Origin of the sequence: Dermabacter vaginalis, from assembly GCF_001678905.1 — a bacterium.
GTDB classification, from domain to species: Bacteria; Actinomycetota; Actinomycetes; order Actinomycetales; family Dermabacteraceae; genus Dermabacter; species Dermabacter vaginalis.
The window spans coordinates 2,215,902-2,237,151 of record NZ_CP012117.1; the positions used below are offsets into that span (position 1 = coordinate 2,215,902).

Annotated in this window: 21 protein-coding genes; 12 read left to right on the forward strand and 9 right to left on the reverse strand. The window is 63.1% G+C overall.

Annotation, left to right across the window (positions count from 1 at the left end):
* Window positions 1-6: 6 nt before the first annotated feature.
* The 5 genes from DAD186_RS09785 (at window position 7) to argS (ending at window position 6,841) form a co-directional block, all read left to right on the forward strand.
* Window positions 7-981: an ROK family protein gene (locus tag DAD186_RS09785; RefSeq protein ID WP_065248513.1), complete on the forward strand. Its 975-nt coding sequence runs from the start codon at window positions 7-9 to the stop codon at window positions 979-981.
* A gap of 3 nt (window positions 982-984) precedes the next feature.
* Window positions 985-1,680, forward strand: coding sequence for an N-acetylmannosamine-6-phosphate 2-epimerase (locus DAD186_RS09790; RefSeq protein ID WP_065248514.1), 696 nt, complete (start codon window positions 985-987; stop codon window positions 1,678-1,680).
* Window positions 1,677-2,591 (forward strand): DUF4862 family protein, encoded by a 915-nt coding sequence (locus tag DAD186_RS10910; protein ID WP_065248515.1) that lies wholly within the window; start codon window positions 1,677-1,679, stop codon window positions 2,589-2,591. Before DAD186_RS09790 ends, DAD186_RS10910 begins: the two co-directional genes overlap by 4 nt.
* Window positions 2,592-2,623: 32 nt before the next feature.
* Entirely contained in the window at window positions 2,624-4,891 is a 2,268-nt protein-coding gene (locus tag DAD186_RS09800; protein ID WP_065248516.1) for an exo-alpha-sialidase, read from the forward strand.
* A gap of 192 nt (window positions 4,892-5,083) precedes the next feature.
* Window positions 5,084-6,841, forward strand: a complete 1,758-nt coding sequence (gene argS / locus DAD186_RS09805; protein ID WP_065248517.1) for an arginine--tRNA ligase — start codon at window positions 5,084-5,086, stop codon at window positions 6,839-6,841.
* 24 nt (window positions 6,842-6,865) lie between these two features.
* On the opposite strand, the gene DAD186_RS09810 is transcribed toward argS, so the two are convergent.
* The gene (locus DAD186_RS09810; RefSeq protein ID WP_236886250.1) at window positions 6,866-7,825 is read right to left on the reverse strand and encodes an alpha/beta hydrolase fold domain-containing protein; all 960 of its coding nucleotides are present in this window, start codon (window positions 7,823-7,825) and stop codon (window positions 6,866-6,868) included.
* 39 nt (window positions 7,826-7,864) lie between these two features.
* Between DAD186_RS09810 and mtnN the strand changes: the two genes are divergently transcribed.
* From mtnN to DAD186_RS09825, 3 genes are all read left to right on the forward strand, one after another.
* Window positions 7,865-8,650, forward strand: a complete 786-nt coding sequence (mtnN, locus tag DAD186_RS09815; protein WP_065248518.1) for a 5'-methylthioadenosine/S-adenosylhomocysteine nucleosidase — start codon at window positions 7,865-7,867, stop codon at window positions 8,648-8,650.
* 276 nt (window positions 8,651-8,926) lie between these two features.
* Window positions 8,927-10,771, forward strand: a complete 1,845-nt coding sequence (locus DAD186_RS09820; protein ID WP_065248519.1) for a BCCT family transporter — start codon at window positions 8,927-8,929, stop codon at window positions 10,769-10,771.
* Between the two features lie 116 nt (window positions 10,772-10,887).
* Window positions 10,888-11,076 (forward strand): hypothetical protein, encoded by a 189-nt coding sequence (locus DAD186_RS09825; RefSeq protein ID WP_065248520.1) that lies wholly within the window; start codon window positions 10,888-10,890, stop codon window positions 11,074-11,076.
* Between the two features lie 22 nt (window positions 11,077-11,098).
* On the opposite strand, the gene DAD186_RS09830 is transcribed toward DAD186_RS09825, so the two are convergent.
* Window positions 11,099-12,031, reverse strand: a complete 933-nt coding sequence (locus DAD186_RS09830) for a sulfurtransferase (protein ID WP_082991186.1) — start codon at window positions 12,029-12,031, stop codon at window positions 11,099-11,101.
* A complete protein-coding gene (locus DAD186_RS09835) occupies window positions 12,028-12,870 on the reverse strand; it encodes an HAD family hydrolase (RefSeq protein WP_065248845.1) in 843 nt (280 codons plus the stop codon). Before DAD186_RS09835 ends, DAD186_RS09830 begins: the two co-directional genes overlap by 4 nt.
* A 31-nt stretch (window positions 12,871-12,901) precedes the next feature.
* Between DAD186_RS09835 and DAD186_RS09840 the strand changes: the two genes are divergently transcribed.
* From DAD186_RS09840 to DAD186_RS09850, 3 genes are read left to right on the forward strand one after another with little or no spacing between them, the layout of a single operon-like run.
* Window positions 12,902-13,846, forward strand: a complete 945-nt coding sequence (locus tag DAD186_RS09840; RefSeq protein WP_065248521.1) for a PfkB family carbohydrate kinase — start codon at window positions 12,902-12,904, stop codon at window positions 13,844-13,846.
* A gap of 59 nt (window positions 13,847-13,905) precedes the next feature.
* On the forward strand, window positions 13,906-14,418 hold the full coding sequence (locus DAD186_RS09845) for a glutathione peroxidase (RefSeq protein WP_065248522.1): 513 nt from the start codon (window positions 13,906-13,908) through the stop codon (window positions 14,416-14,418).
* A 22-nt stretch (window positions 14,419-14,440) separates the two neighbouring features.
* Window positions 14,441-15,550, forward strand: a complete 1,110-nt coding sequence (locus DAD186_RS09850; protein ID WP_065248523.1) for an SPFH domain-containing protein — start codon at window positions 14,441-14,443, stop codon at window positions 15,548-15,550.
* 90 nt (window positions 15,551-15,640) lie between these two features.
* On the opposite strand, the gene DAD186_RS09855 is transcribed toward DAD186_RS09850, so the two are convergent.
* Both DAD186_RS09855 and DAD186_RS09860 read right to left on the reverse strand, forming a co-directional pair.
* Complete coding sequence (locus tag DAD186_RS09855; RefSeq protein WP_065248524.1) at window positions 15,641-16,582, reverse strand: aldo/keto reductase; 942 nt, start codon at window positions 16,580-16,582, stop codon at window positions 15,641-15,643.
* 9 nt (window positions 16,583-16,591) lie between these two features.
* On the reverse strand, window positions 16,592-17,776 hold the full coding sequence (locus DAD186_RS09860; protein ID WP_065248525.1) for a MalY/PatB family protein: 1,185 nt from the start codon (window positions 17,774-17,776) through the stop codon (window positions 16,592-16,594).
* Between the two features lie 91 nt (window positions 17,777-17,867).
* Between DAD186_RS09860 and DAD186_RS09865 the strand changes: the two genes are divergently transcribed.
* Window positions 17,868-18,902 carry a glycosyltransferase family 2 protein gene (locus DAD186_RS09865; RefSeq protein WP_065248526.1) on the forward strand — a complete coding sequence of 345 codons (1,035 nt, stop codon included), beginning with the start codon at window positions 17,868-17,870 and terminating at the stop codon, window positions 18,900-18,902.
* 48 nt (window positions 18,903-18,950) lie between these two features.
* Here the strand turns inward: DAD186_RS09865 and DAD186_RS09870 are convergent, their stop codons facing one another.
* The 4 genes from DAD186_RS09870 to DAD186_RS09885 form a co-directional block, all read right to left on the reverse strand.
* Window positions 18,951-19,286: a branched-chain amino acid transporter permease gene (locus tag DAD186_RS09870; RefSeq protein ID WP_065248527.1), complete on the reverse strand. Its 336-nt coding sequence runs from the start codon at window positions 19,284-19,286 to the stop codon at window positions 18,951-18,953.
* The gene (locus tag DAD186_RS09875; RefSeq protein WP_065248528.1) at window positions 19,276-20,031 is read right to left on the reverse strand and encodes an AzlC family ABC transporter permease; all 756 of its coding nucleotides are present in this window, start codon (window positions 20,029-20,031) and stop codon (window positions 19,276-19,278) included. Before DAD186_RS09875 ends, DAD186_RS09870 begins: the two co-directional genes overlap by 11 nt.
* 142 nt (window positions 20,032-20,173) lie before the next feature.
* Window positions 20,174-20,425: a PIN domain-containing protein gene (locus DAD186_RS11335; protein ID WP_157457135.1), complete on the reverse strand. Its 252-nt coding sequence runs from the start codon at window positions 20,423-20,425 to the stop codon at window positions 20,174-20,176.
* Window positions 20,426-20,769: 344 nt separating this feature from the next.
* Complete coding sequence (locus tag DAD186_RS09885) at window positions 20,770-21,153, reverse strand: hypothetical protein (RefSeq protein ID WP_157457136.1); 384 nt, start codon at window positions 21,151-21,153, stop codon at window positions 20,770-20,772.
* Window positions 21,154-21,250 lie beyond the last annotated feature (97 nt).

Sequence of the window (21,250 nt, forward strand, 5' to 3'; positions counted from 1 at the left end):
GCGCTCATGCCCGCTGAGTTAACGCGAGTGCTCGCCGTCGACCTCGGCGGGACCAAGATCAACGCGGCCGTCGTGGGACTCAAGGGTGAAGGTGCTCCACACCTCGGGCCCGTGGCTACGGCGCCCACTCCGGCACGCGAGGGCGCCAATGCTGTGGTAGCCGCAGCGGTCAACGTCGCTCACGAAGCCCTTCAAGGCACCGATGGAGACGGACCTCCTCTCGCCGCTATCGGGATTGCCTCGGCGGGTGTGATTGACAGCGCTCGAGGCGTGGTAACCGCCGCAACCGACGCACTCCCCGGATGGCCGGGAACGGATCTTTCCGGCGCTTTCCACACCGAGTTCGAGGTGCGAACCCGCGCTCTCAATGACGTGCACGCGCACGGCCTCGGTGAGGCGATGTTCGGTGCCGGTCAGGGATGCAATTCGCTCCTTCTGGTCGCCGTCGGCACGGGGATCGGTGGCGCCTTCATCACCCGGGGTCAGGTACTCACGGGCTCTCGCGGCGCTGCTGGCCATATCGGGCACGTCCGCACCGCCGGTGTTCCTGGAGTCGAAGATCTCGTGTGCTCGTGCGGACGACGAGGGCACCTCGAAGGTTTCGCCTCAGGCCCCGGCATCGCGGCCGAACTCACGAGACGCGGCACTCCCGCAGCTTCGACACGCGAAGTCGCGGACCTCGCCAACAACGGTTCGAGAATTGCGCTCGGCACCCTCATCGACGCAGGCCGTCTCACGGGCCGCGCAATTGGAGATCAGCTCAACATTGTCGATCCGCAGGTCGTTGCGGTCACGGGAGGCGTCGCCTCCGCGAGCGGTGTCGCCGGTGAGGAATGGTGGGCTGCACTTCGCGAAGGAGTGCACGAAAGCGCCATGGATGCCGTTGGAAACACCCCCATTGTGCCCGCGAGCGCGGGCAACCACGCGGCGCTCCTCGGTGCCGCGCATTTCGCATTGACCGATCCCGCCACGGAAGGCTGAATCATGCACCCCGTTGTCAAAGCCCTCGAGGGTTCCCTCATTGTCTCGTGCCAGGCCTACCCAGGCGAGCCCATGCGCGATCCCCGCACGATGGCTCAGATCGCCGCTGCCGTCGAGCAAGGCGGCGCAAGTGCCGTGCGTGCGCAGGGGCTCGACGATATTCGCCAGGTGAAAGCGGCCGTGAGCGGCATTCCCGTAATCGGCATTTGGAAGGACGGCAACGAGGGCGTGTTCATCACACCAACCCTCAAGCATTGCGAGGCCGTACTGGATGCAGGTGCGGACATTCTCGCTCTCGATGGAACACTGCGTGAGAGGCCGGACGGCCTCACCTTCGCGGAAACAGTTACGCGAATCCGCGAACGTAGCGACGTACCGATCATGGCCGATTGCGATAGCGAGGAATCTGCGCTCGCGGCAGCCGAGGCGGGTGCCGACATCATCGGCACGACCCTCGCGGGATACACGGGCATGCGACGAAAGACCGACGGTCCCGATCTTGAACTTCTCGCGAGCCTAGTGGAGAAACTTCCCGGTCGCGCAGTGGTTGCCGAGGGACGCGTGCATAGCCCTGCCCAAGCAATGGCGTGCCGCGAGGCGGGCGCGTTCGCGGTCGTCGTGGGGACCGCGATAACGCACCCCACATCAATCACCACGTGGTTCAATGCCGCCGTGCGCGGCGTCGGTGACCGGGGATGACCGGCTCACCGGCGTGGATTGCGGGGGCGTATGCCGCTCTCGAGCCCGGCTTGACGGCGGAGCGCGCCGAAAGGGATGCGCGTGAACTTTACGCTGTTCTCGCACAGCCTGGTGCATTCGATGGCCTCGAGCTTCCCTATCGCTCTTCGCTGCCTGATCTCGCCCTCGTGACTGGCGCGTCTTTCACGCGGCATGTCATCACGGCGATTCCGGGGACGATGCAGCGCCTTGCAAAGGACTGCTCTTTCGGCCTTGCCTCGCGAAACGACGAGGGTCGGAAGGCGGCTCTCAACTTCACTCGAGAAGTCGTGCGAGCCTCACGCGACCTCGAGGGCGCCGTCGTGGCGATCGAAATTCACTCGGCTCCGTCGGACTGCGCCGATCCCAGCGCCTTTGCTGCCTCGCTCGAAACGCTCATGAGGGAGCGCGCAGAGAGTGACCCCGAGTTCGTGATCGAGCACTGCGATGCGGCTGGCATGCCGTTCCCAGGCGAAAAGCGCTTCCTATCCCTCGAAGAGGAAGTTCACCTCGCGAAGGAAACCGGCGTGGGTATCGCCCTCAACTGGGGTCGCTCCGCGCTCGAAACACGCAATCCCACAACAGCGCTCGAGCACGTCCAGCATGCAGCGCAAGCGGGGGTTTTGCGGGCATTTATGGCATCTGGAGCCGGCGCTGGCACCCCCGTGTACGGGCCCGAATGGGCCGACGCCCACCTTCCCCACAAGGATCACGAACCTTCATCAATGATGACCGACGACGCACTCTCCTCGTGCGCCGCCGCCGCTGGGGGCAACCTGCTCTACACCGGTGTCAAAATCCAGACCCCTCGGGGCTTTACGGCCTACGAGCGGTCTCGCGTGCTCGCACGCGTCGCGGAGCCAATGCGCTCCGTCTTCAGCCGCACGGGATAATCCGCGCGGCACCCCCACCAGATAGGAGTCCAATGATGAATTCCCCCTTTTCCCCGTACGCAAAGGTGCTCGCCTTTGGCGCCACTGTAGCGCTCACGCTCGGCGCTCCGCTTTCCGCACTCGCGGCACCTTCTGACACACCGGAATCGGCCGGGGCCTCTGCTGCCGAGTCGAGCTTTACCTCGCAGCGCATCGCTATGGGTGGCGAAGGCGGCTTTGGCAATTACCGCATCCCGGCGGTCATGCAGCTACGCAACGGCGACGTTCTTCTCGCCTACGACGGCCGCCCCACGGGCACCGATGCTCCCGGCCCAAACTCGATCCTCATGCGGCGTTCGACCGACGGTGGGAAAACCTTTGGCCCACAGACGGTGATCGCCGCTGGTGAAAAGTCCACACCCATTCATGGCTACTCGGATCCGAGCTTCGTGTATGACGAGGAAACGGGTGATCTTTTCGCGTTCTTCGTGCATTCCAAAGACACGGGCTTTTGGAATAGTCAGGAAGGGCATGATGACGCTGACCGCAAGGTCATGAGCGCCGCACTCGCAGTGTCGAAAGACAACGGCAAGACGTGGGATCTTCGTTCCCTCACCGCGACGGTCAAGCCTGAGGGCGTGCGCGCGACGTTTGCGACGAGTGGCCACGGTATTCAGCTCAAGAACGGTGCCCATAAAGGTCGTCTCGTGCAGCAATACGCGGGAGCCTTCACCGATGGAACCGTTCGCGCCTATTCGGTCTACTCCGATGACCACGGCGCAACGTGGAATATGGGCACGCCGGTAGGCACAAAAATGGACGAGAACAAGGTCGTTGAGCTCGCTGATGGCACGCTCATGATGAACTCGCGTGCCCACGACACGCACACGGCTCGCTGGGTGGCCTATTCGAAGGATGGCGGCGAGACGTGGAGTGAGCCTACGCTCGACCATACGCTCACCGACCCCCGTAACAACGCTTCGATCATCCGCATGAACCCCGCGGCCGCTCCCGAGACTCGCGAGGCACAGGAACTCCTCTTCTCGAACGCCAATTCCTCCGAGGGCCGTAAGAACGGCAGCATCCGCTATTCGTGCGACTCGGGTAAAACCTGGCCGACAATCACGACGTTCAATGCTGGGCCAACGTCGTACTCGGATCTCGTCGCGCTTCAGGACGGCACTTTCGGTGTGTTTTACGAGAGCGCCGATAGTGAGCAGCGCTACGGCTCATTCACACGGGACTTTGTGAACCCGTTCTGCGCGGCTTTCGGCGAGGCAACAGCCGACATCGATGCGGGAAGCACGAGCGAAGTGACGTTCACGCTGCGCAACGACGACACTCGAGATCTCATCTCTGGCACGGCAGTCGTTGACCTCCCGAAGGGCTGGAACGCACCTGCCGTGACGACCCCGACCCTCAAACCGGGCGAGAGCACAACAATCACCCTCACGGTTTCGGCCCCCGCGTGGGCGTCCAAGGGCGAGGTTCACGGTGAGGTGCGCATCGATGCTGGCGACACCACGGTCCGCGGCGACCTCGACCTCACCATCGTAAATGCTGCACCCAATACGCTGGGCGCCACGATCGTGGGGCGACCAGGAGATCCCGATCGGGATCTTAGCGAGAATCCATACAAGGTAGGCGACGAGGTGCCCTATACCTTCCGCGTTGACTCAACGGCGAACGTCACCGAGACCGTCACACCGGTGTCCGGCAATCTCTCCCCGCTTGTTCCGGAAGGACCCGGCAATTGCCGCTGGCGTCATCTCAAGGCCGGCGACGGTTACACGTGCGCGTCCCCCCGCTACACGGTCACGGAAGAGGATCTCGCGCGCGGTTATTTCATCCCCGAAAGCCAGTGGGAGCTTACCGGAACCGGACTCGACCCCGTAACGATAACCGTCACGGGCGAGAAGGTTTGGCTCGTAGCTCCGATCGAGAATCCAGTGGTACCACCGGCGGAAGAACCGGACAGCACCCCGGTCGAACCGCCAACGGATGAGGCAGGCGAGGAACCGTCGAACTCTTCGGATGGCGACCAGAGTGAGCCGGGTAAGTCAAACAACCCCCATGCCAGCGAACATCCTTCGAAAGACCCGGTCATTAACGGCACACAGCCTGCCGGTTCCCAGCAGGCGTCGCACGCGAATATCGGGAGGCCACAATCGGTAGTACAGCGTTCGGGGCAGAGCGCAATGTCCTCCCGCAGCCTCCCCCGCACAGGAACGTCAGCGTTGCTGACGGCGGCTGCCGCGGCGGGTGTCCTCACCGCGGGCATAGCGATGACGCTCGGGGTACGACAGCGCCGACAGCGCTAAGCTCATCGTCCGCTCCGCGGCACCGCGCGGATGACCCGGGGCGGCCTCGCCGATAGGGCGGGGCCGCCCCCGCTGTGCAAGCAACCGTCGGCCCCTCCCGGATACCGCGGCCCCACCGGCGTGACGAAACCGTCGCTCCCCGCGCCCCCTTCCGGCGTGCCGTAGCACCGCAAAACACCGTAGGCTTGGGTTATGACTGCACCGGAACTTGCCCTCACGACCCGTTTCCAGGATGCCTTCGCCGCGGCTTTCGGCGAGGAGTACCGCACCGCCGACCCCATTATTAGGCCGGGGAAGTTCTCGGACTTTCAGTGCAACGCGGCGATGGGCCTCGCGAAGAAGCTCGGGGCGAAGCCGCGCGACCTCGCCCAGCAGATCCTCGAGAAAGTGCAGCTCGACGACATCGCCGAGACACCCGAGATCGCTGGCCCCGGCTTCCTCAACATCACGCTCAAGACCGAGTGGGTCGCCTCCCAGGCGGCTGGCCTGCACGGCGATGATCGCCTCGGGGTGGGCAGCCCCGAGAAGGCCGAAACGATTGTGATCGACTACTCGGCGCCGAACGTCGCGAAGGAAATGCACGTGGGGCATCTGCGCACCACAGTCGTGGGCGATGCGCTCGCACGTGTGCTCGAGTTCGAAGGCCACACGGTCGTGCGCCAGAACCACATCGGCGACTGGGGAACGCCCTTCGGGATGCTCATCGAGCACCTGCTCGAGGTCGGCGAGGATTCTGAGGAGGCAAAGCTCCTCGAGACCGATCCAAACGCGTTCTACCAGGCTGCGCGCGCGAAGTTTGATGCGGATACGGAGCAGACCGATTTCGCGAAGCGGGCCCGCGCTCGCGTCGCGACCCTGCAGTCGGGTGATGAGGCAACGCTCGCGATGTGGACCAAGCTCGTGGGCCTTTCGAAGCAGTACTTCCACCGCATTTACGACATGCTCGACGTGACCCTCACCGATGAGGATCTCGCGGGCGAATCGACCTACAACGACGCGCTCGCGGGCGTGTGTGACGACCTTGAGCAGGCCGGAATCGCACGCGTGTCGGACGGCGCGCTGTGCGTGTTCCCCGCCGGCTTCACGGGCCGCGACGACCAGCCGCTCCCGCTCATCATTCGCAAGTCCGACGGTGGCTACGGCTACGCGACGACCGATTTCGCGGCGATTCGCCACCGCGTGGGTGACCTCCATGCCGATCGCATCGCTTACGTTGTGGGCTCCTCGCAGGAACTGCACTTCCAGATGGTGTTCACGACGGCGCGTGAGGCCGGCTGGCTTCCCGAGAGCGTGGATGCTGAGCATGTGAAGATCGGTTCGGTTCTCGGTGAGGACGGCAAGATCCTTCGCACGCGTTCGGGTTCCTCGCTGCGACTCATGGCCCTTCTCGAGGAGGGCGTTGTGAAGGCTCGTTCCGTGATCGACGAGCTGCGCCCCGACCTTCCCGAAGATGAACGCGCGAAAATCGCCCGCCAGATCGGCATCGGCAGCATTAAGTACGCGGACCTCTCGACCGCGCACGATTCGGATTACGTGTTCGATCTCGATCGCATGCTCGCTCTCCAGGGCAACACGGCGCCGTATCTCCAGTACGCCGTGGCGCGCATCCGCTCGATCCAGCGCAAGGCCGCGGATCAGGGCATCTCTGCCGAGCAGGTAGAGGCGGCAGCCCCGCGCGTGATCGACGATCCCGAGCGCACCCTCGCGCTTCAGCTCCTGCAGTTTGCGCCTACGGTTGCCGAGGTGGGCACCCAGTACGTGCCGCACAAGCTCGCGGCGTACCTCTTCGACCTCGCGCAGGCATTCATGAGCTTTTACGAGAAGTCGCCAATCCTCAAGGACGCGAGCGAAGACGTGCGGCTTGGTCGACTCGCCCTTGCGAAGCTCACCGAGCGCACGCTCGTCGCGGGCCTCGACCTGCTCGGCGTGCAGGCTCCCGCGCAGATGTGACCGCAGCCGAGGATGCTCGGGAGTTTACTTCCCGGGCGTCTCGGCGAGGTTGGCCTCGAGAAACTCCCCTTGCTCCTCGAGGAGTCGGGCCATGTCGGCGCCGCGGCGGAGCCTCGGGTTGACGCTAATCTTTCCGGGAATCTCGCGGTAGGTGAGGTCGATTCCTTCGCGCTCGAACTGGTGCGTGACGATCCTCGAATCGGTGAGGAACAGGTCCTTTGTGCCAACGCTGAGGTGCACGGGCGGCAGGCCTTGAAGATCGCCGTTGAGCGGCGAAAGCGCAGGGTCATCGAGCGGGGTGCGGCCGGCGTATTTCTTCGCGGCGAGCTGCATGATGCGGCGCTCGTGCACGGGATCGTGCTGGTTCGTTTCGCTCAGTTCGAGGTTTGTGAATTCGAGATCGAGCAGCGGGTTCATGAGCACAATGCCCGCAGGCTTCGCCTCGACGTTTGCGAGGCCGCCGTCGACTCTCGTGTTGACGAGCGAGGCGAGCGACAATGCAAGCCCTGCCCCGCTCTGGTGGCCGGCGACCGCCCAGTTGCCCTGGGTGATAAGGCCCTGGTGAGAAAGCCCCTTGATGACTTCGAAGGTGTCCTCGAGGGCCGTGGGGTGCATGTAGTCGGGGCCGTAGCGGTAGTCGATGAGAAGTCCCGCGCACTCACGCGCATCGACCTGCTTGCTAAGCCACTCCCAGTCGCCCACGAACGGACCCGCCATGTAGCTGCCGCCGTGGAGGTACACGATGATGCCGCGGTCGGCCTTGTGCTTGTCGAGCCACACGGTTCGCGTGCGGTTGAGCAGTTCGATGTCGATCGCGTGCCGCTTCTGCACGGGTGCGGGCGGCTTGACGATTCGCACCTTGCCGAACCCAATTTCGTACACGAAGTTGGGAAGCGGGGTGCGCGTGAGTGTGCGGCCCGCGATGGCGGCGTAGTGCTTGATGCGACCCATGGTGAGATCCTCCTGGCTCGATGCGCGAATCATCTTAAGGCTAGTGTTTCGACCTTACGAGATACTGGCTCCATGACTTCTCACGTTGATGTTCTCGTTGTTGCGGCGATGGCTGAAGAGGCTGCCGCCGTATCGTCCCTCTGCACCGACCTTCGCGCTCTCGCTCACCCATTTGCCGGCGGCGGGAAGGGTCGAGGCGCGGGCTCATCCGGCGAGGTAAGCGCATCGGTGGGCACGCTCGAGTGCGCGGGCTCGGGGGCGCAGGGGTCCGACGCTTGCCAAGCTCCCATCGCGCTTGTGACGACCGGTGTGGGCACGGCCGCGGCGAGTGCCGTTCTGACGTGGGCTATCGGGGAGTTTTCGCCGCGCCTCATCGTGAATGTGGGCAGCTGCGGCGGCCTCGCTGAGGACATCACCGTGGGCACGGTCGCCCTTGGTTCGTCCTATGCGTATTCGATCGCGGAGGCCACGGCATTTGGCTACGAGACGGGCCAAGTGCCGGGCGCTCCCGCGCAGTTTGGTGGGCAGGAGTGCGAGGCGCGTGCACGTCGCGCCCTCGAGGCCGTGGAGGCCGCGAGCCTTCGTGCTCGTTCGGGCCTCATGCTTTCAGGCGATGCGTTCGTCACGGCCGATATCGCCGAAGGGGTGCGCGCGAAGTTTCCGGGCGCGATCACGGCGGATATGGAATCGTGCGCGTTCGCGCACGTCGCGCACCTGATGCAGGTGCCGTTCCTCGCGCTACGTGCGGTGAGTGATTTGTGCTCCCCGCGAGCAAACGAGGAGTTCCACATTGGTCTCGAGGTGGCGGCGGAGGCGTCGGCCCAGGCCCTCGCGCACGCGCTGCCGTCCCTGCGGTAGCCCATCCCTCCTCTCTGCCCCTTTCCCCCTCCCTCTATCTGAAAGTGGTGAAAAATCGCCAACTCACGCGCAAAAACCGCCCCCTAACGCCGTTTTTCACCACCCTCACCACCCGCAAGTTCAGTCGGAGGAGAGGGGCCCGGCCGACCAGGCTTCTTGGTGAGGCCGTTCACCGAACCGCGCGCGCGAAACTCCACTTCATGTACGGTGGGGAAGCAAAGGCAGCCCTCAGGGCTGCTTTTTCTTGCCCTTTATCCGCACTGAAGGAGGTTGGCCTTGACGAGCGCAACGGCCACGAAACCCACGCGCACCGAAACCCCGCCCGGCACGAAAGAGCCGCGCAACTACGGCATGGCAAAGGGGGTCTTCTACCCCTCGGCCGCGATCATCATCGTCGCGGTGCTGTTCTCCGTGCTTCTGCCAGAGCAGTTCAGCCAGGTCGTGAGCACGATCAACACGACAATCGTGGAAAGCGTTGGCTGGTACTACATCCTCGCGGCGACGTTCTTCGTTGCCGCCGCTGCCGTGCTCGCGTTTTCGCGCCTCGGCTCGATCAAGCTCGGCAAGGACGATGAGGAGCCGCAGTACGGCCTCCTGTCATGGTTCGCGATGCTTTTCGCGGCCGGCATGGGCATCGGGCTGGTGTTCTGGGGTGCCGCGGAGCCGCTGACGTTCTTCGCTTCAAACCCGCCGCCGAATATCGCGGAGCTTCCCGATGCGGCCCGAGCACCGAAAGCCATGGCGCAGGTGTTCCTTCACTGGGGCCTGCACGCGTGGGGTATCTACGTCATCGTAGGCCTCGCCGTTGCGTACGCAACGCACCGTCGCGGCCGCCCGCTCTCCGTGCGCTGGGCACTCGAACCGATTCTTGGCCGCCACACCGACACGTGGATCGGCAACGTCATTGACACGATCGCCGTCGTCGGCACCCTCTTCGGCGTGGCCACCTCGCTCGGCTTCGGCGTGAACCAGATTTCCGCGGGCCTCGTGCACCTCGGCCTGCTGCCTGATAACCCGTGGCTGCGCTTCGTCATGGTCATCGTCATCACGGGCCTCGCGACCCTCTCGGTCGCCTCGGGCCTCGAGAAGGGCATCAAGTTCCTCTCGAACACGAACCTCATCCTCGCGGGCGTGCTGCTCGTGGTCATGCTCATCCTCGGGCCCACCCTGTTCCTGCTGCGCGATTTCGTGTCGGGCATCGGCAACTACCTGCAAAACTTCATTTCACTGAGCTTCCAGACCCTCCCGTTCTACGGCGATGATGGCGCCTCCTGGCTCAATGCCTGGACGACGTTCTACTGGGGCTGGTGGATCTCGTGGTCGCCGTTCGTGGGCGTGTTCATCGCGCGCATTTCGCGTGGCCGCACCGTTCGCGAGTTCATCATGGGCGTCATGCTCGTGCCGACCCTCGTGACGATCCTGTGGTTCACGGTCATGGGTGGCACGGCCATCTACAAGAGCGTGTTCGAAGGCGCGAACTTCCTCAACGCCGACGGCGCTATCGACAAGGATCTCGCCCTCTTCCAGGTGTTCGAGACGATGCCCGCGAGCACCCTCCTTTCGGGTCTCGCGATTCTTCTCGTGACGATCTTCTTCGTCACCTCGGCTGATTCGGGCGCCTTCGTGGTCGACATGATCGCGCACCGTGGCGATCCGGAACCGCCCCGAGGCACCCGTATTTTCTGGGCTGTCACGAGCGGCGCAATCCCCGCGGCGCTCATCGGCATCGCCGCCTACACGGGCTCGGGTGACGCTTCGGGCATGAGTGGTCTACAGGCGCTTGCGCTCATCGCCGCTCTCCCGTGGTCGGTCGTCATGATCACGATGGTCGTCTCCATGTTCAAGGCTCTGCGCCACGAGGTGCGCATGATCGAACGTCTTGAGCTGCAGATTCGCCGTCGCGAGCTCGTTGAGCACGTGACCGACCACGTCACGGAACACGTGACCGATCAGGTAGCTGATCAGGTGGCCGATCAGGTCGCTGACAAGGTCTATGAACGCGTCGCCACAGAAACGGGCCAGCTTGACCTCGGTGCGATCAGTGCGCCCGAAGCTGCACCGGCCGAGGGAGAGCCTAAGCCTCGCTTCCGCGACCAGTTCACGCATCGCCGCCAGGACTGATCCATCACACGAAAGGTGTGGTGCCGGGCCCAACGCCGCCCGGCGCCACACCTTCTTTATGCCCACTTGGGCCCTTAGGCCCTTTTTTCACGCTCCTAGGTAGTTAGGTTTAAATCATGACTACCTCAGGTTCGGCGTATTCAAAGCGCCAGTTCAACGTACAGCTTCCGATCGAACTCATCACGCAAATCAAGCATGCGTCGATCGACGAGTCGATGACTCTCTCGGAGTTTGTCGAACGGCTTCTTCGCTCCGCGCTCGAGGAGCGCACCGAGCCCGCTGACGAAGGCGCTGCCGCAGCCTAACGCTTGCGGTCCCGACGGTTGCCTAGGAAGCGTCGGACCCCGCCCCTTCACCCGTTTCCACCGCGCGTTCGGGGTTGCGCGACCATTCAGAGTATGAGCCTGCGTAGAGGTAGACGTGGGCGAACCCGGCGAAATCCATCGCGAGTGTGTTGACCGCGGCGCTCACGCCCGAGCCGCAATAGTTGAACGTGATTCGTTCCGTTGTCGCGCCCGCGCGTTCGAATGCGGCACGAATCTCCTCGCGCGAGCGGAAGGTCCCGTCGGCCTCGAGAAGCGACGTAAACGGGACATTTTTTGCGGTCGGGATGTGCCCGGGCCGCGGGTCGAGGGTTTCGGATTTTCCGCGATAACGCGCGGGCGGGCGCGCGTCGATCAAGAGAGCACCCTTGGTGGGGATCGCGTGCTGGACTTCGTCTTCGCTCACGAGCCGCACGTAGGGCTGCCACGGGAAGTCGCTCGGCTCGCGCCGCACCTCACCGCTGTCGAGCGCGTGCTCTCCCGCACAGCGCACGTAAGCCTCGAGCCCACCATCGAGAACGGCAGCATTCACGCCCACGAAGCGCAGCATAAGCGCGAGTCGAGCAGCGCCCATGGGGTCGCCCGCGCCGTAGCAGATCACCGTATCTTCGAAGTTGATGCCGAGCGCGCTAAGTTTCTCGGAGAGCTCGTCGTCGTCGGGGAACGGGTGGCGGCCGCGCTCTGGCGCCCCCTCCCCCGTGAGGTCCTGTTCGAGGTCCACAAAAATCGCCCCGGGAATATGCGCTTTCAGGTAACTATCGCGCATGGCACCCTCCGCAACGCTCCAGCGCACGTCGGCAATGACGAGGTCACCCGTGCCCGGCTCGAGACTTCCAATGTTCGCGCTCCCGGCCTCGGGCGCGCGCCCTCCCGTGCGTTCAAGGAGCGCCGCCGCACTCACGAACGGCGGCAGCTGCTGCCAGTCAAACTCGCTCATGTCCCCAGCGTAGTGCGAGCGAGGGCACGGGCTCTGAGGGCCGCGTCAATCACGTGGGCAACACCCGCGTCGGTATTTGCCGGAGCGAGGGCATCGGCGTGCGTGTGGAGATCTGGGTGGGCGTTGCGTACAGCAATTCCGATGCCTGCCGCGCGCAGCATCGGAAGGTCGTTTGGCATGTCTCCCACGGCCCACACCTGCGCGGGCTCAATCCGGCGTGCGTGACATGCGTGAGTGAGCGCGGTGGCCTTCGATATGCCGAGGGGGCTGAGTTCAGCGAGACCGCCGGATGTGGACACGTGCAGTTCGGCAAGGCCGGCAATGCGCGAGCGCACCTCGCGATAAAACTCCTCCGTGTCCAGAAGGCTCGACACCGCGAGGATCTTGCCGGCGCCGCACGAAATCTCGCTCAAAAGGGTGAAGGTGGCGTCGGACTCTCGATCCCGCTCCCCTGCCGCCGGCGCCGAAGGGAAAGCTCGCTCCCGCACGAAGCCTTCGGCGGTTTCGGCTGAAAGGGCGATTCCCGAAACGGGGGCAAGCGCACGTGCGACCGCGCGGACCTCACTCCTCGAAAATCCACGATCCTCAAGGATCGCGCCCGTCGCGGCATCGAGAATGTATGCGCCGTTCGCGGCATAGATCGCGCCCGCGCTGAGTCCCCGAAATCGTGTAAGCCACCGCGGAGGTCTGGCCGTCACGAGGCAGAAATCGAGCCCATTGTCGCGTGCCCTCTGGAGCGCGTCGAGATTCTTCGGGGGAATCGCACCCGTGTCGTCCACGAACGTGCCGTCGATGTCGGCGGCAATCAGGGCGGGCGCGGGCGGTGAAAGAGGGAGCATTGCCTCATCGTAGTGCCCGTACACTCGAGTCATGCCCCGAGTTCTCCATACCGCCCAGGCGCTTGTCGATGTCATGATCGAAGTTCCCGCACTTCCGAGTACGGGCTCCAACGTGAATGCGGTTGGTGTCCCGAGATCCTACGCAGGCGGAGCCGTCACTATTTCACTCGCCGCGGCTCGAGTGGGGGCAAAGGCCGTGCACGGCGGTGCCCACGGCGAAGGGCCGAACGGGGATCTCATCCGCGAGGTACTGCGGCAAAACGGGATCGGTCTTTCGAGCCCCGCAATCGAGGGCACAGACACGGGCTGCTGCTACGTGTTCGTCGAGCCCTCTGCCGAGCGCACGTTCGTGACGTGCTACGGCGCCGAACGTCGCATCACCGCGGAGTCCCTCGCCTTGCTGGAGCCCGAGGCGGGCGACCTCGTGTGCGTGAGCGGGTACAGCCTTTTCGAGCCCACGCGCGATCCGCTCCTGACCTTCCTCGATACGCTCGACTGCGGTGTTCGGCTAGTTCTCGACCCCGGCGCGCCGTTCGCGTCGTTCCCGCGAACGCTGCGGAAACGGATCCTCGCGCGCACCGACGTGTGGACGTCGAACGCCGATGAAGCACGCGAGATCACCGGCATCGACGACGTGAGAGGAACCCTGCCCGCCCTCGCCCGCCTTCTCGGGCAGGGTGCGGTCGTGATTGTGCGGGATGGGTCCGACGGTTGCTATCTTTTCGAGCGCGGCCACCTCGACTACGTTCCCGGCTACCCGCAAAAGGCGATTGACACGAACGGCGCGGGCGACACTCACACGGGCATTCTGCTCGGCGAAAGAGCACTCGGAGCACCGTGGCTCGAAGCCGCGCGACGAGCAAATGCTGGGGCGGCACTCAAGGTGACCCGTAAAGGCCCCATCACCGCGCCCACACGCGGAGAGATCGACGATTTTCTCGCATCGAATCCTGCCACGTCCCTTGAAGTGCACTGAGGTGCGCACGGTACTCTGGTATCGCACGTCACATTCTGCCCTCGATCGAAGGACCCTTCGTGAACTCTGCCCACACTGAGGCCACTACTCCCGCAACCCTGTTTGACTTTACGGTCACGGGCGCGAACGGCGAGCCGCGGGATCTCTCCGAATTCACGGGCAGGGTCACTCTCGTGGTGAACACCGCAAGCGAATGCGGATTCACGCCCCAGTACGAAGGCCTCCAGGAACTCCAGGAGCGCTTCGAGGATCGCGGTTTTAGCGTTCTGGCGTTCCCGTGCAATCAATTCGGCAACCAGGAGCCAGGCACGATGGAGGACATCGTCGATTTTTGCGAAACTCGCTACCGCACGAGCTTTCCCGTGTTCGCGAAGGTCGACGTGAACGGCAAGAATGCCGATCCACTTTTCACCTGGCTCGAACAGCAGCGCGGTGGGATGCTCGGCGGCCGCATCGCCTGGAATTTCACGAAGTTCCTCGTGGGCCGCGATGGGCTCGTCATTCGCCGCTTTGCACCCCCCATTCCTCCGTCGCGCATCGCGACATCAATCACCAGGGCCCTCGCGGCCTAAGCCCCACGAAGAAAGGACCCCCATGGAAGCTCTCGTCGGTATTCTCACCGGTGGCGGCGTCATAATCGTCATCATCATCGTTTTGCTCGCCCTGCTTTTCGGCGGCCTCCGCTCCTCGATCCTCTTCACCGTGAAAACGCAAGAAAACGTGATCGTCGAGCGCTTCGGCAAATTCCTGCGCGTCGCGAAGCCCGGCCTGAATACGAAGATTCCGTTCATGGACACACTCACGAAACCGATCTCGCTGCGTATTCGCCAGCTCGAGGTCAACATCGAGTCGAAAACGAAAGACAACGTGTTCGTGACCGTTCCGGTCGCCGTGCAGTACGTGATCCGCGAGGAGTCGGTTCAGGACGCCTACTACCGCCTTTCGAACCCCGAGGCGCAGATCCGCAGCTACGTGTTTGACACGGTGCGCTCGGCCCTCTCGGGCCTCGATCTTGACGCGGCCTTCGAATCGAAGGATGACATTGCCCGCAGCGTCGAGGCGACCCTCTCGACCCGCATGCAAGAGTTCGGTTTTCACATCGTCAACACCCTTGTGCAGGACATCTCGCCCGATCAGCGCGTGCGCGACTCGATGAACTCGATTAACGCCGCACAGCGCGACCGCGTTGCTGCACAGTCGCTCGCCGAGGCTGACAAGATCAAGCGCGTGACGCAGGCTGAAGCCGAGGCCGAGTCGAAGCGCCTCCAGGGTGAGGGTGTCGCGGCTCAGCGCCGCGCGATCGCCATGGGCATTGCGGAGCAGTACGAGATGCTCAAGCAGGTTGGCATCGAGAACACCGCTGAAGAACTACTGCTCATGACCCAGTACTTCGACACGATGCAGGACGTGGCCCGCAACGGTCGCTCGAACGTGCTGTTCCTCCCGTCCAATCCTTCGTCGGTGGGGGCTATGGGGGACGAAATCCGTTCGGCTCTCCTGCAAGCACAGGCGGCAAACGACACGATCAACGGCGATTCCACTCCCGTGAACCCCGCCGAGCCCGTTGACGGGGAAGGCAATTCGCGCGAGCACATTGAGCGTCTCCGCGCGGAGGCCAAGGAACGTGCCCGCCGCGCGCGGGAAGAGGCACGCCGTAACGCCGAGGGCGCCGCGCAGAGCGCCCGCGAGCACTTCGGCGAGTAACCGCCCCGGGGCTCCCCACGCCTCAACACTCGCGAAAAGGCGGGTCCGGATTTCTCCGGGTCCGCCTTTTGCACGTGGAGCGCCAAGCGCCTAACGCTTCGGCAAGAGTTCCTTGTCGAGTGCGTCCTTTTCGCCCGCGTCGAGCGTGAGACTCATGGCTTTCGCGGAATCCGCGATCGAGGCGGGGCGTGAAGCACCGGGAATGGGAAGCACGTGCTCACCGAGCGACATCTCCCAGGCGAGGACCACCTGCTGTGGGCTTGCCTCGCAACTGCGGGCGATATCGGCGATCGCGGGGAAGCGCTCTCCTACTTCGGCGGCGCCACCCCCCGTGCCGCCAAGAGGCGACCACGGCACGAACGTGATGCCGTGCTCGCCGCAGAACTGCAGCTCATCCCAGCTCGTGTGGTTAAAGCGCGGTGAGAACTCATTTTGCACGGCTGCGAGGTTGCCTTCGCCAAGCACCTCGAGCGCGATCTCGATTTCCTCGACGCTCGCGTTTGAAATGCCAATGTTCTTCACGTGCCCCTCGTCCTTGAGTTCCGCGAGGGTCTCGATGGCCTCCGCGTACAGGCGCGTGCGATCGGGGCGGTGGAGGTAGTAGAGGTCGATCTTCTCGACCCCGAGGTTCTTTTTCGAGCGCACGACGGCTGTGCGGAAGTGGCCAACGGAGCTGTCGCGGCCCCATTGTTCACCCTCGGCTCGCGTGATGCCGCCCTTCGTGGCAACGGCGATCCTCGCCCGGTCAAAGTCAGGGTGCGCGGCGGCGTAGGCTTCGAGAGCATCGGCAACCTGGCGTTCGTTGTGGCCAACCTTGTTCCACGCCGGGGCGTAGATGTCGGCGGTATCAATGAGCGTTATCCCGGCATCGAGCGCGGCACCAACGGTCTCGCGCGCGTTCTGTGTATCTTCCGCTTTCTCCTCGAACGAAAGCGGCATTGCTCCGAGCCCGAGTGGCGTCACCGTCAGGCGCCCGATTGAGCGCAAGGGGTAAGCGATGGATGGGGTAACTGCACTGTCTGCTGTGGTCATACCCCCAGCTTAGCGACCGTGTGTCTCGGCCAATCGGGCCAGCGCCTCTTCTAGCACCCGCGTAGGCGTACCGAGGTTGAGCCGCTCGAATCCGGGCGCACCGAAGGTTCGCCCATGCTCGAAGAACACGTGCGCCTCTTGATCGTGCAAGCGCGTCAGCTCGCGCTCGTCGATTTCAAGCTGGCGGAAATCGATCCACTGGAGGAACGTCCCTTCGAGGGGCGCGATCAACACCTCCGGGAAGTGCTCGGCGAAAAATTCTCTGCTGACGCGATCATTGCGGGCCACGAGCTCGAGGAGGCCCTCGAGCCAATCGCTCGCCTCCGTGTAGGCGATCTCAACCGCGCGATACCCGAGACAGTTCACGAAGTGGAAGCCCCACGCCTCGAGTTCACGCTCGTAGGCGGCGCGCAATTCGGCATTCTCGATGATCGCCCAACTCGTTTGCACGCCCGCAAGGTTGAAACTCTTCGACGCCGACGACAGGGTGATGGTCCGTGACGTCGCATCCTCGCTGATCGCCGCGAAAGGGATGTGCTCGAAACCCTCGTGAACGATATCCGCGTGGATCTCGTCGGCAATGACCGTGACGTCGTGTGCACGTGCGAGGTGCGCAATCTCCTCGAGCTCCGTGTACGTCCACACGCGGCCCGTGGGGTTGTGCGGCGAACACAGGATCAGCACCGAAACATCCTCACTCGAGAGGGCTTCGGCGAGGGCCGCGAAATCAATGCGGTAGCGCCCGCCCTCCCCGTCGAGGGGAACGCGGACCACGCGCCTGCCCGTTTTCTCGATTGCCTCGACCATGGGTGGGTAGGCGGGCGTCAAGAGCGCAACCCCGTCGCCCTCCTCGCTCGCTGCACGCACACCGGCAAAAAGCCCCGTCACGACGCCAGGCATCAGTGAAATCCAGCTCGTGTCAATCGCCCAGCGATGGCGCACGGCTTGCCACATTTGAATCGCCGAGAACAGTGCAGGCGTCGGACCCGTGTACCCCAGGACCGCACTCTCGAGGTGCTCGCGCAGCCCGCGCGTGATCTCCGGGGCGGGAAGGAAGTCAAGATCCGCAGTCGACAACGGCGCAATGCCAGCCGGCACGTCCCCACCACGCTCGCGCATGAGCTCCCACTTCACCGAGCCCGTATCCGTGCGATCCACGAGGGTTTCAAAATCGTATTCGGGCGCGGGAGTCACGGCTCATACCTCTCATATTGTCGTCGTTGAACGGCTAGCACCATCCATCGTACGGCGCTCACTCTCGGTTCGTGGTCGTACCATAATTCTTATGCGTGAAGCCCCTCTGATCTCATTCGTTGTGCCGTGTTACAACTCAGCGGAGTACATGCGAAGGGGGATCGACTCGATTCTTTTCGACGGCGGCGAGGTGCGCGAGCGTATCGAGATCATTCTCGTGAACGACGGTTCGACGGACGACACGGAGCAGATTGCCCGCGAGTACGAAGAACGGCACCCAGAGATTGTGCGCGTCGTGAGCCAGGAAAACGGCGGGCACGGCGCGGCGGTCATGGCAGGTGTGCGCGCAGCAGTGGGCACCTACCTCAAGGTTCTCGATTCTGACGATCGCCTCGATGCCCGCGCCCTCACGGCGCTGCTCGATGCCGTCGCATCTTTTCCCCCGGATAACCGCCCCGACGTCGTGCTCACCGACTACGTGTACGACAACCACGCGCTCAAGAAGAACCGCCGTATCGGCTACCGACGCACCGTTCCCGCGCGCCGAACGGTCACGTGGGATCAGGTCTCCCGGCCTCGCATGGGCAGTTACTTCCTCATGCACGCGATCCTCTACAAGCGCAGCGTGCTCCTCGAATCGGGCCTCGAGCTACCCCGCCACACGTTTTACGTCGACAACCTCTACGCGTCGATCCCGCTTCGACACACGCACACGCTCTACTATCTGCCCGTGCCGCTCTACTACTACTTCATTGGTCGCGAGGATCAGAGTGTCAACGAGAAGATCATGATTTCTCGGCTTGACCAGCAGCTTCGCGTCAATAGGATCATGATTGATGAGTTGCGCGTGGAAAACATCGCCTCGCGTTCGCTCCGCCGCTACCTGCTTCACTACCTCACGATCATCACGAGCGTGTCACTCACGTTCGCCGTGCTCGCGAAAACTCCCGAGGCAAAAGCTCAGGGCCGCGAACTTCTCGCCTACCTCAAGGCGCACAACTATCCCGCGTATCGGGCTTATCGACGCACCCCCATGAGCATCGGGCTCAGCGCACGCGGGCCGGGTGCGCACCGGTTTATTCGCACCACCTACGGGGTTATCCGCAAGCGGTTTGGGTTCAATTAGGTCCGACGTATGCCTCGCGAGCGTCGGAACCCTTTCGCGCGCTCTCGCTTAGAAAAAGTTCACGAGCAGCACGAAGGCGAGGGTGCCCGCGGCGACGCTCACGAGGGTGCGGCGACCACCGAAGAGGTGCACGGCAATCGTGACTCCTGAGGCGATCAGCAGGTGAACGAGACCACCGGGTTCCTCGGCGAGGGTGCTCTTAAAGGTCGCGAGCGCGAGGATCACGAGGATGCCCGCGGGCATCCACACGGCCATGACGCGCACGAATTGCGATTTGCGCAGTGGTTCGAGAATCGCGAACGGGAGCGCGCGCAGCGTGAAGGTCACGGCGAAGGCGATGAGGAGAACCGAGGCGAGATACCAGAAGGGGATGTCAAGCTGCATCGTCGCTCTCCATCTCTGCCGGGAGTGGCCTCGTGAGGCGCACGGCGATCGTGTAGCGCGCGGCGAGGGTCGCCACGAAGCCAATCATCGCGGCGAAGATCGGCTGGCTCGGGAGCAAAAGGAGCGCGAAACCGAAGGCGGCAGCACCGAGGAGAAGTGACGGGATCTCCTGTTTCGTGCGGCACGCATCGAGGGTCAGCGTGATGAACAGGGCGCACAGCGCGAAACTCAGGCCGCGGATCTGGAAGGGGATGAAGCTCGAGAGCAGTACCCCCATGAGGCCGCCACCCACCCAGCAGATCTGGAGTACGGCCCCTGCCGAGATCACGCGCGGCTGCGTCCACCCCTTTGGATTGGCAACCGTTACCGCGAAGATCTCGTCGGTGAGGGAGTACATCGCGTAGAACTTCAAGAACGGGTTCGTGACGACCTTGAGCGGGAAATTAAACGCGTAGAACACGTGGCGGAAGTTCACGAAGAACGATGCCGCAGCGATCGTTACAAGCGGCGTAAGCGACGTGATGAGCGTGATGAGCAGAAGCTCGAGTGAGCCCGCGTACGCGAAGAACGAAAGGGCGGGTGCCATCCACCACGGGAGCCCCGATTGCACCACAAGCAGGCCGAAGGCAATGCCGATCGGAATCATTCCGAGCCCTGCGGGGAGAATCAGGAGTGCGCCCTGCGTGATCTCGTGGCGCACGCTATAGGGTCGGTCGTTTGCGCCAGGCTGCGCCTCAACGCTCATGCACGACTCCCTTAATATCAATGAAGTTCCGAACCCTGCGGTATGCAGGCGAACTTAATCTTCGCACGTCAACAGTGCCCCAAGGGGCAAAAAAGGCACCTGACCTGTGTATACATTGCAGTGAGGGTGAGGTCGTTGAACCTTACGAGGATAAAGGGTCGCATATGGTGAAGCCCAAATCCTGGGCAACAGCGAGCATTTGCCGGTCGTGGCTCGCTACGGTGACCGCACTGCCCAACTGGAGGGCAGTCGCAAGATGAATGGCATCAAGCGAACGAACATTCTGCGGTAACGCCTCAGCGATCGAGAGCACTGCGTCAGTAATCGGCGCGACGCCGACATAACGGAGAAGCAATTCTCGCTCCTGTACTGGCCGTCCCTGACACCGCAACACCCGGGTTAACTGGTGTAGGTGACGCCCATATGTCTCACAATCTCTAGACCCGTGAACGGAAGTGTCTCACGGGCGAAGGTTTAGCGTTTTGAGACATATTGAGGGAGTCGTGGCGCCCCAGTCGCAAAAAGTACACAAAACGAGACACCATAGACAAGCTAGAAAGTTTGCAAGTTTGCTAGACAACCAGCAAACAAGCTGAAAGCCAAAAAGATATTTTGCCTGCGCAGACGGCATCTCGCCGCCTTGCCGCAAGAGCGGGTACAACTAGGAGACCACCATGGCTCACTTACACCCCATCAGGGCATACATAACACCTTCTCCTAGAGTCGCGAACTCCGCGCCTACTTACTTTGATGGTCGATCCTAGGATCGTAAATTCGCTCAGCAGTATTTTGATTTTGCTCATCTTCAGACTCAGAGGACAAGTGCTCCTTGGCCGCCCGAAGTTTTTCCCTGATCGCCTGCCTATTGGCGATTCCAATAGCAACGACCGTTGCTGCTGCAACGCCCACGGCACCCGCCGCAAGTAGCGGACCTGCGCCAGCTGATCCCTTAGGAGCTTCTCTTGAGGCGGGCTTGGCCAGAGCTACAAGTTGGCCCGTCACACTATCTCGCAACCCGCCCGAGGAAAGCTCCAGATTCTTGAAGGGAATGTCTGCCCCCTTTTCCAAAACAACTTCGGCGGTGTATCGGATCACGTTCCCCAGCGCATCATCATTCGCCAAATAAAACTCCCTCAAGTCCAATCAATTGCTCGCATCTGCAGCCTCCGTAGAGCTGCGCTAAACATTGAGAACACTGCCGTGTTCAGTGACCGTCACT

Bases quoted from the DNA above. Each gene is read 5' to 3' on its own strand.
- DAD186_RS09810 (WP_236886250.1), bottom strand. From the start codon at position 7,825: ATGATTCGCGCATCGAGCCAGGAGGATCTCACCATGGGTCGCATCAAG.
- DAD186_RS09790 (WP_065248514.1), top strand. From the start codon at position 985: ATGCACCCCGTTGTCAAAGCCCTCGAGGGTTCCCTCATTGTCTCGTGC.
- mtnN (WP_065248518.1), top strand. From the start codon at position 7,865: ATGACTTCTCACGTTGATGTTCTCGTTGTTGCGGCGATGGCTGAAGAG.
- DAD186_RS09785 (WP_065248513.1), top strand. From the start codon at position 7: ATGCCCGCTGAGTTAACGCGAGTGCTCGCCGTCGACCTCGGCGGGACC.
- DAD186_RS09835 (WP_065248845.1), bottom strand. From the start codon at position 12,870: ATGCTCCCTCTTTCACCGCCCGCGCCCGCCCTGATTGCCGCCGACATC.
- DAD186_RS09870 (WP_065248527.1), bottom strand. From the start codon at position 19,286: ATGCAGCTTGACATCCCCTTCTGGTATCTCGCCTCGGTTCTCCTCATC.
- DAD186_RS09800 (WP_065248516.1), top strand. From the start codon at position 2,624: ATGATGAATTCCCCCTTTTCCCCGTACGCAAAGGTGCTCGCCTTTGGC.
- DAD186_RS09825 (WP_065248520.1), top strand. From the start codon at position 10,888: ATGACTACCTCAGGTTCGGCGTATTCAAAGCGCCAGTTCAACGTACAG.
- DAD186_RS09840 (WP_065248521.1), top strand. From the start codon at position 12,902: ATGCCCCGAGTTCTCCATACCGCCCAGGCGCTTGTCGATGTCATGATC.
- DAD186_RS09855 (WP_065248524.1), bottom strand. From the start codon at position 16,582: ATGACCACAGCAGACAGTGCAGTTACCCCATCCATCGCTTACCCCTTG.
- argS (WP_065248517.1), top strand. From the start codon at position 5,084: ATGACTGCACCGGAACTTGCCCTCACGACCCGTTTCCAGGATGCCTTC.
- DAD186_RS09865 (WP_065248526.1), top strand. From the start codon at position 17,868: ATGCGTGAAGCCCCTCTGATCTCATTCGTTGTGCCGTGTTACAACTCA.
- DAD186_RS09850 (WP_065248523.1), top strand. From the start codon at position 14,441: ATGGAAGCTCTCGTCGGTATTCTCACCGGTGGCGGCGTCATAATCGTC.
- DAD186_RS09830 (WP_082991186.1), bottom strand. From the start codon at position 12,031: ATGAGCGAGTTTGACTGGCAGCAGCTGCCGCCGTTCGTGAGTGCGGCG.
- DAD186_RS09875 (WP_065248528.1), bottom strand. From the start codon at position 20,031: ATGAGCGTTGAGGCGCAGCCTGGCGCAAACGACCGACCCTATAGCGTG.
- DAD186_RS10910 (WP_065248515.1), top strand. From the start codon at position 1,677: ATGACCGGCTCACCGGCGTGGATTGCGGGGGCGTATGCCGCTCTCGAG.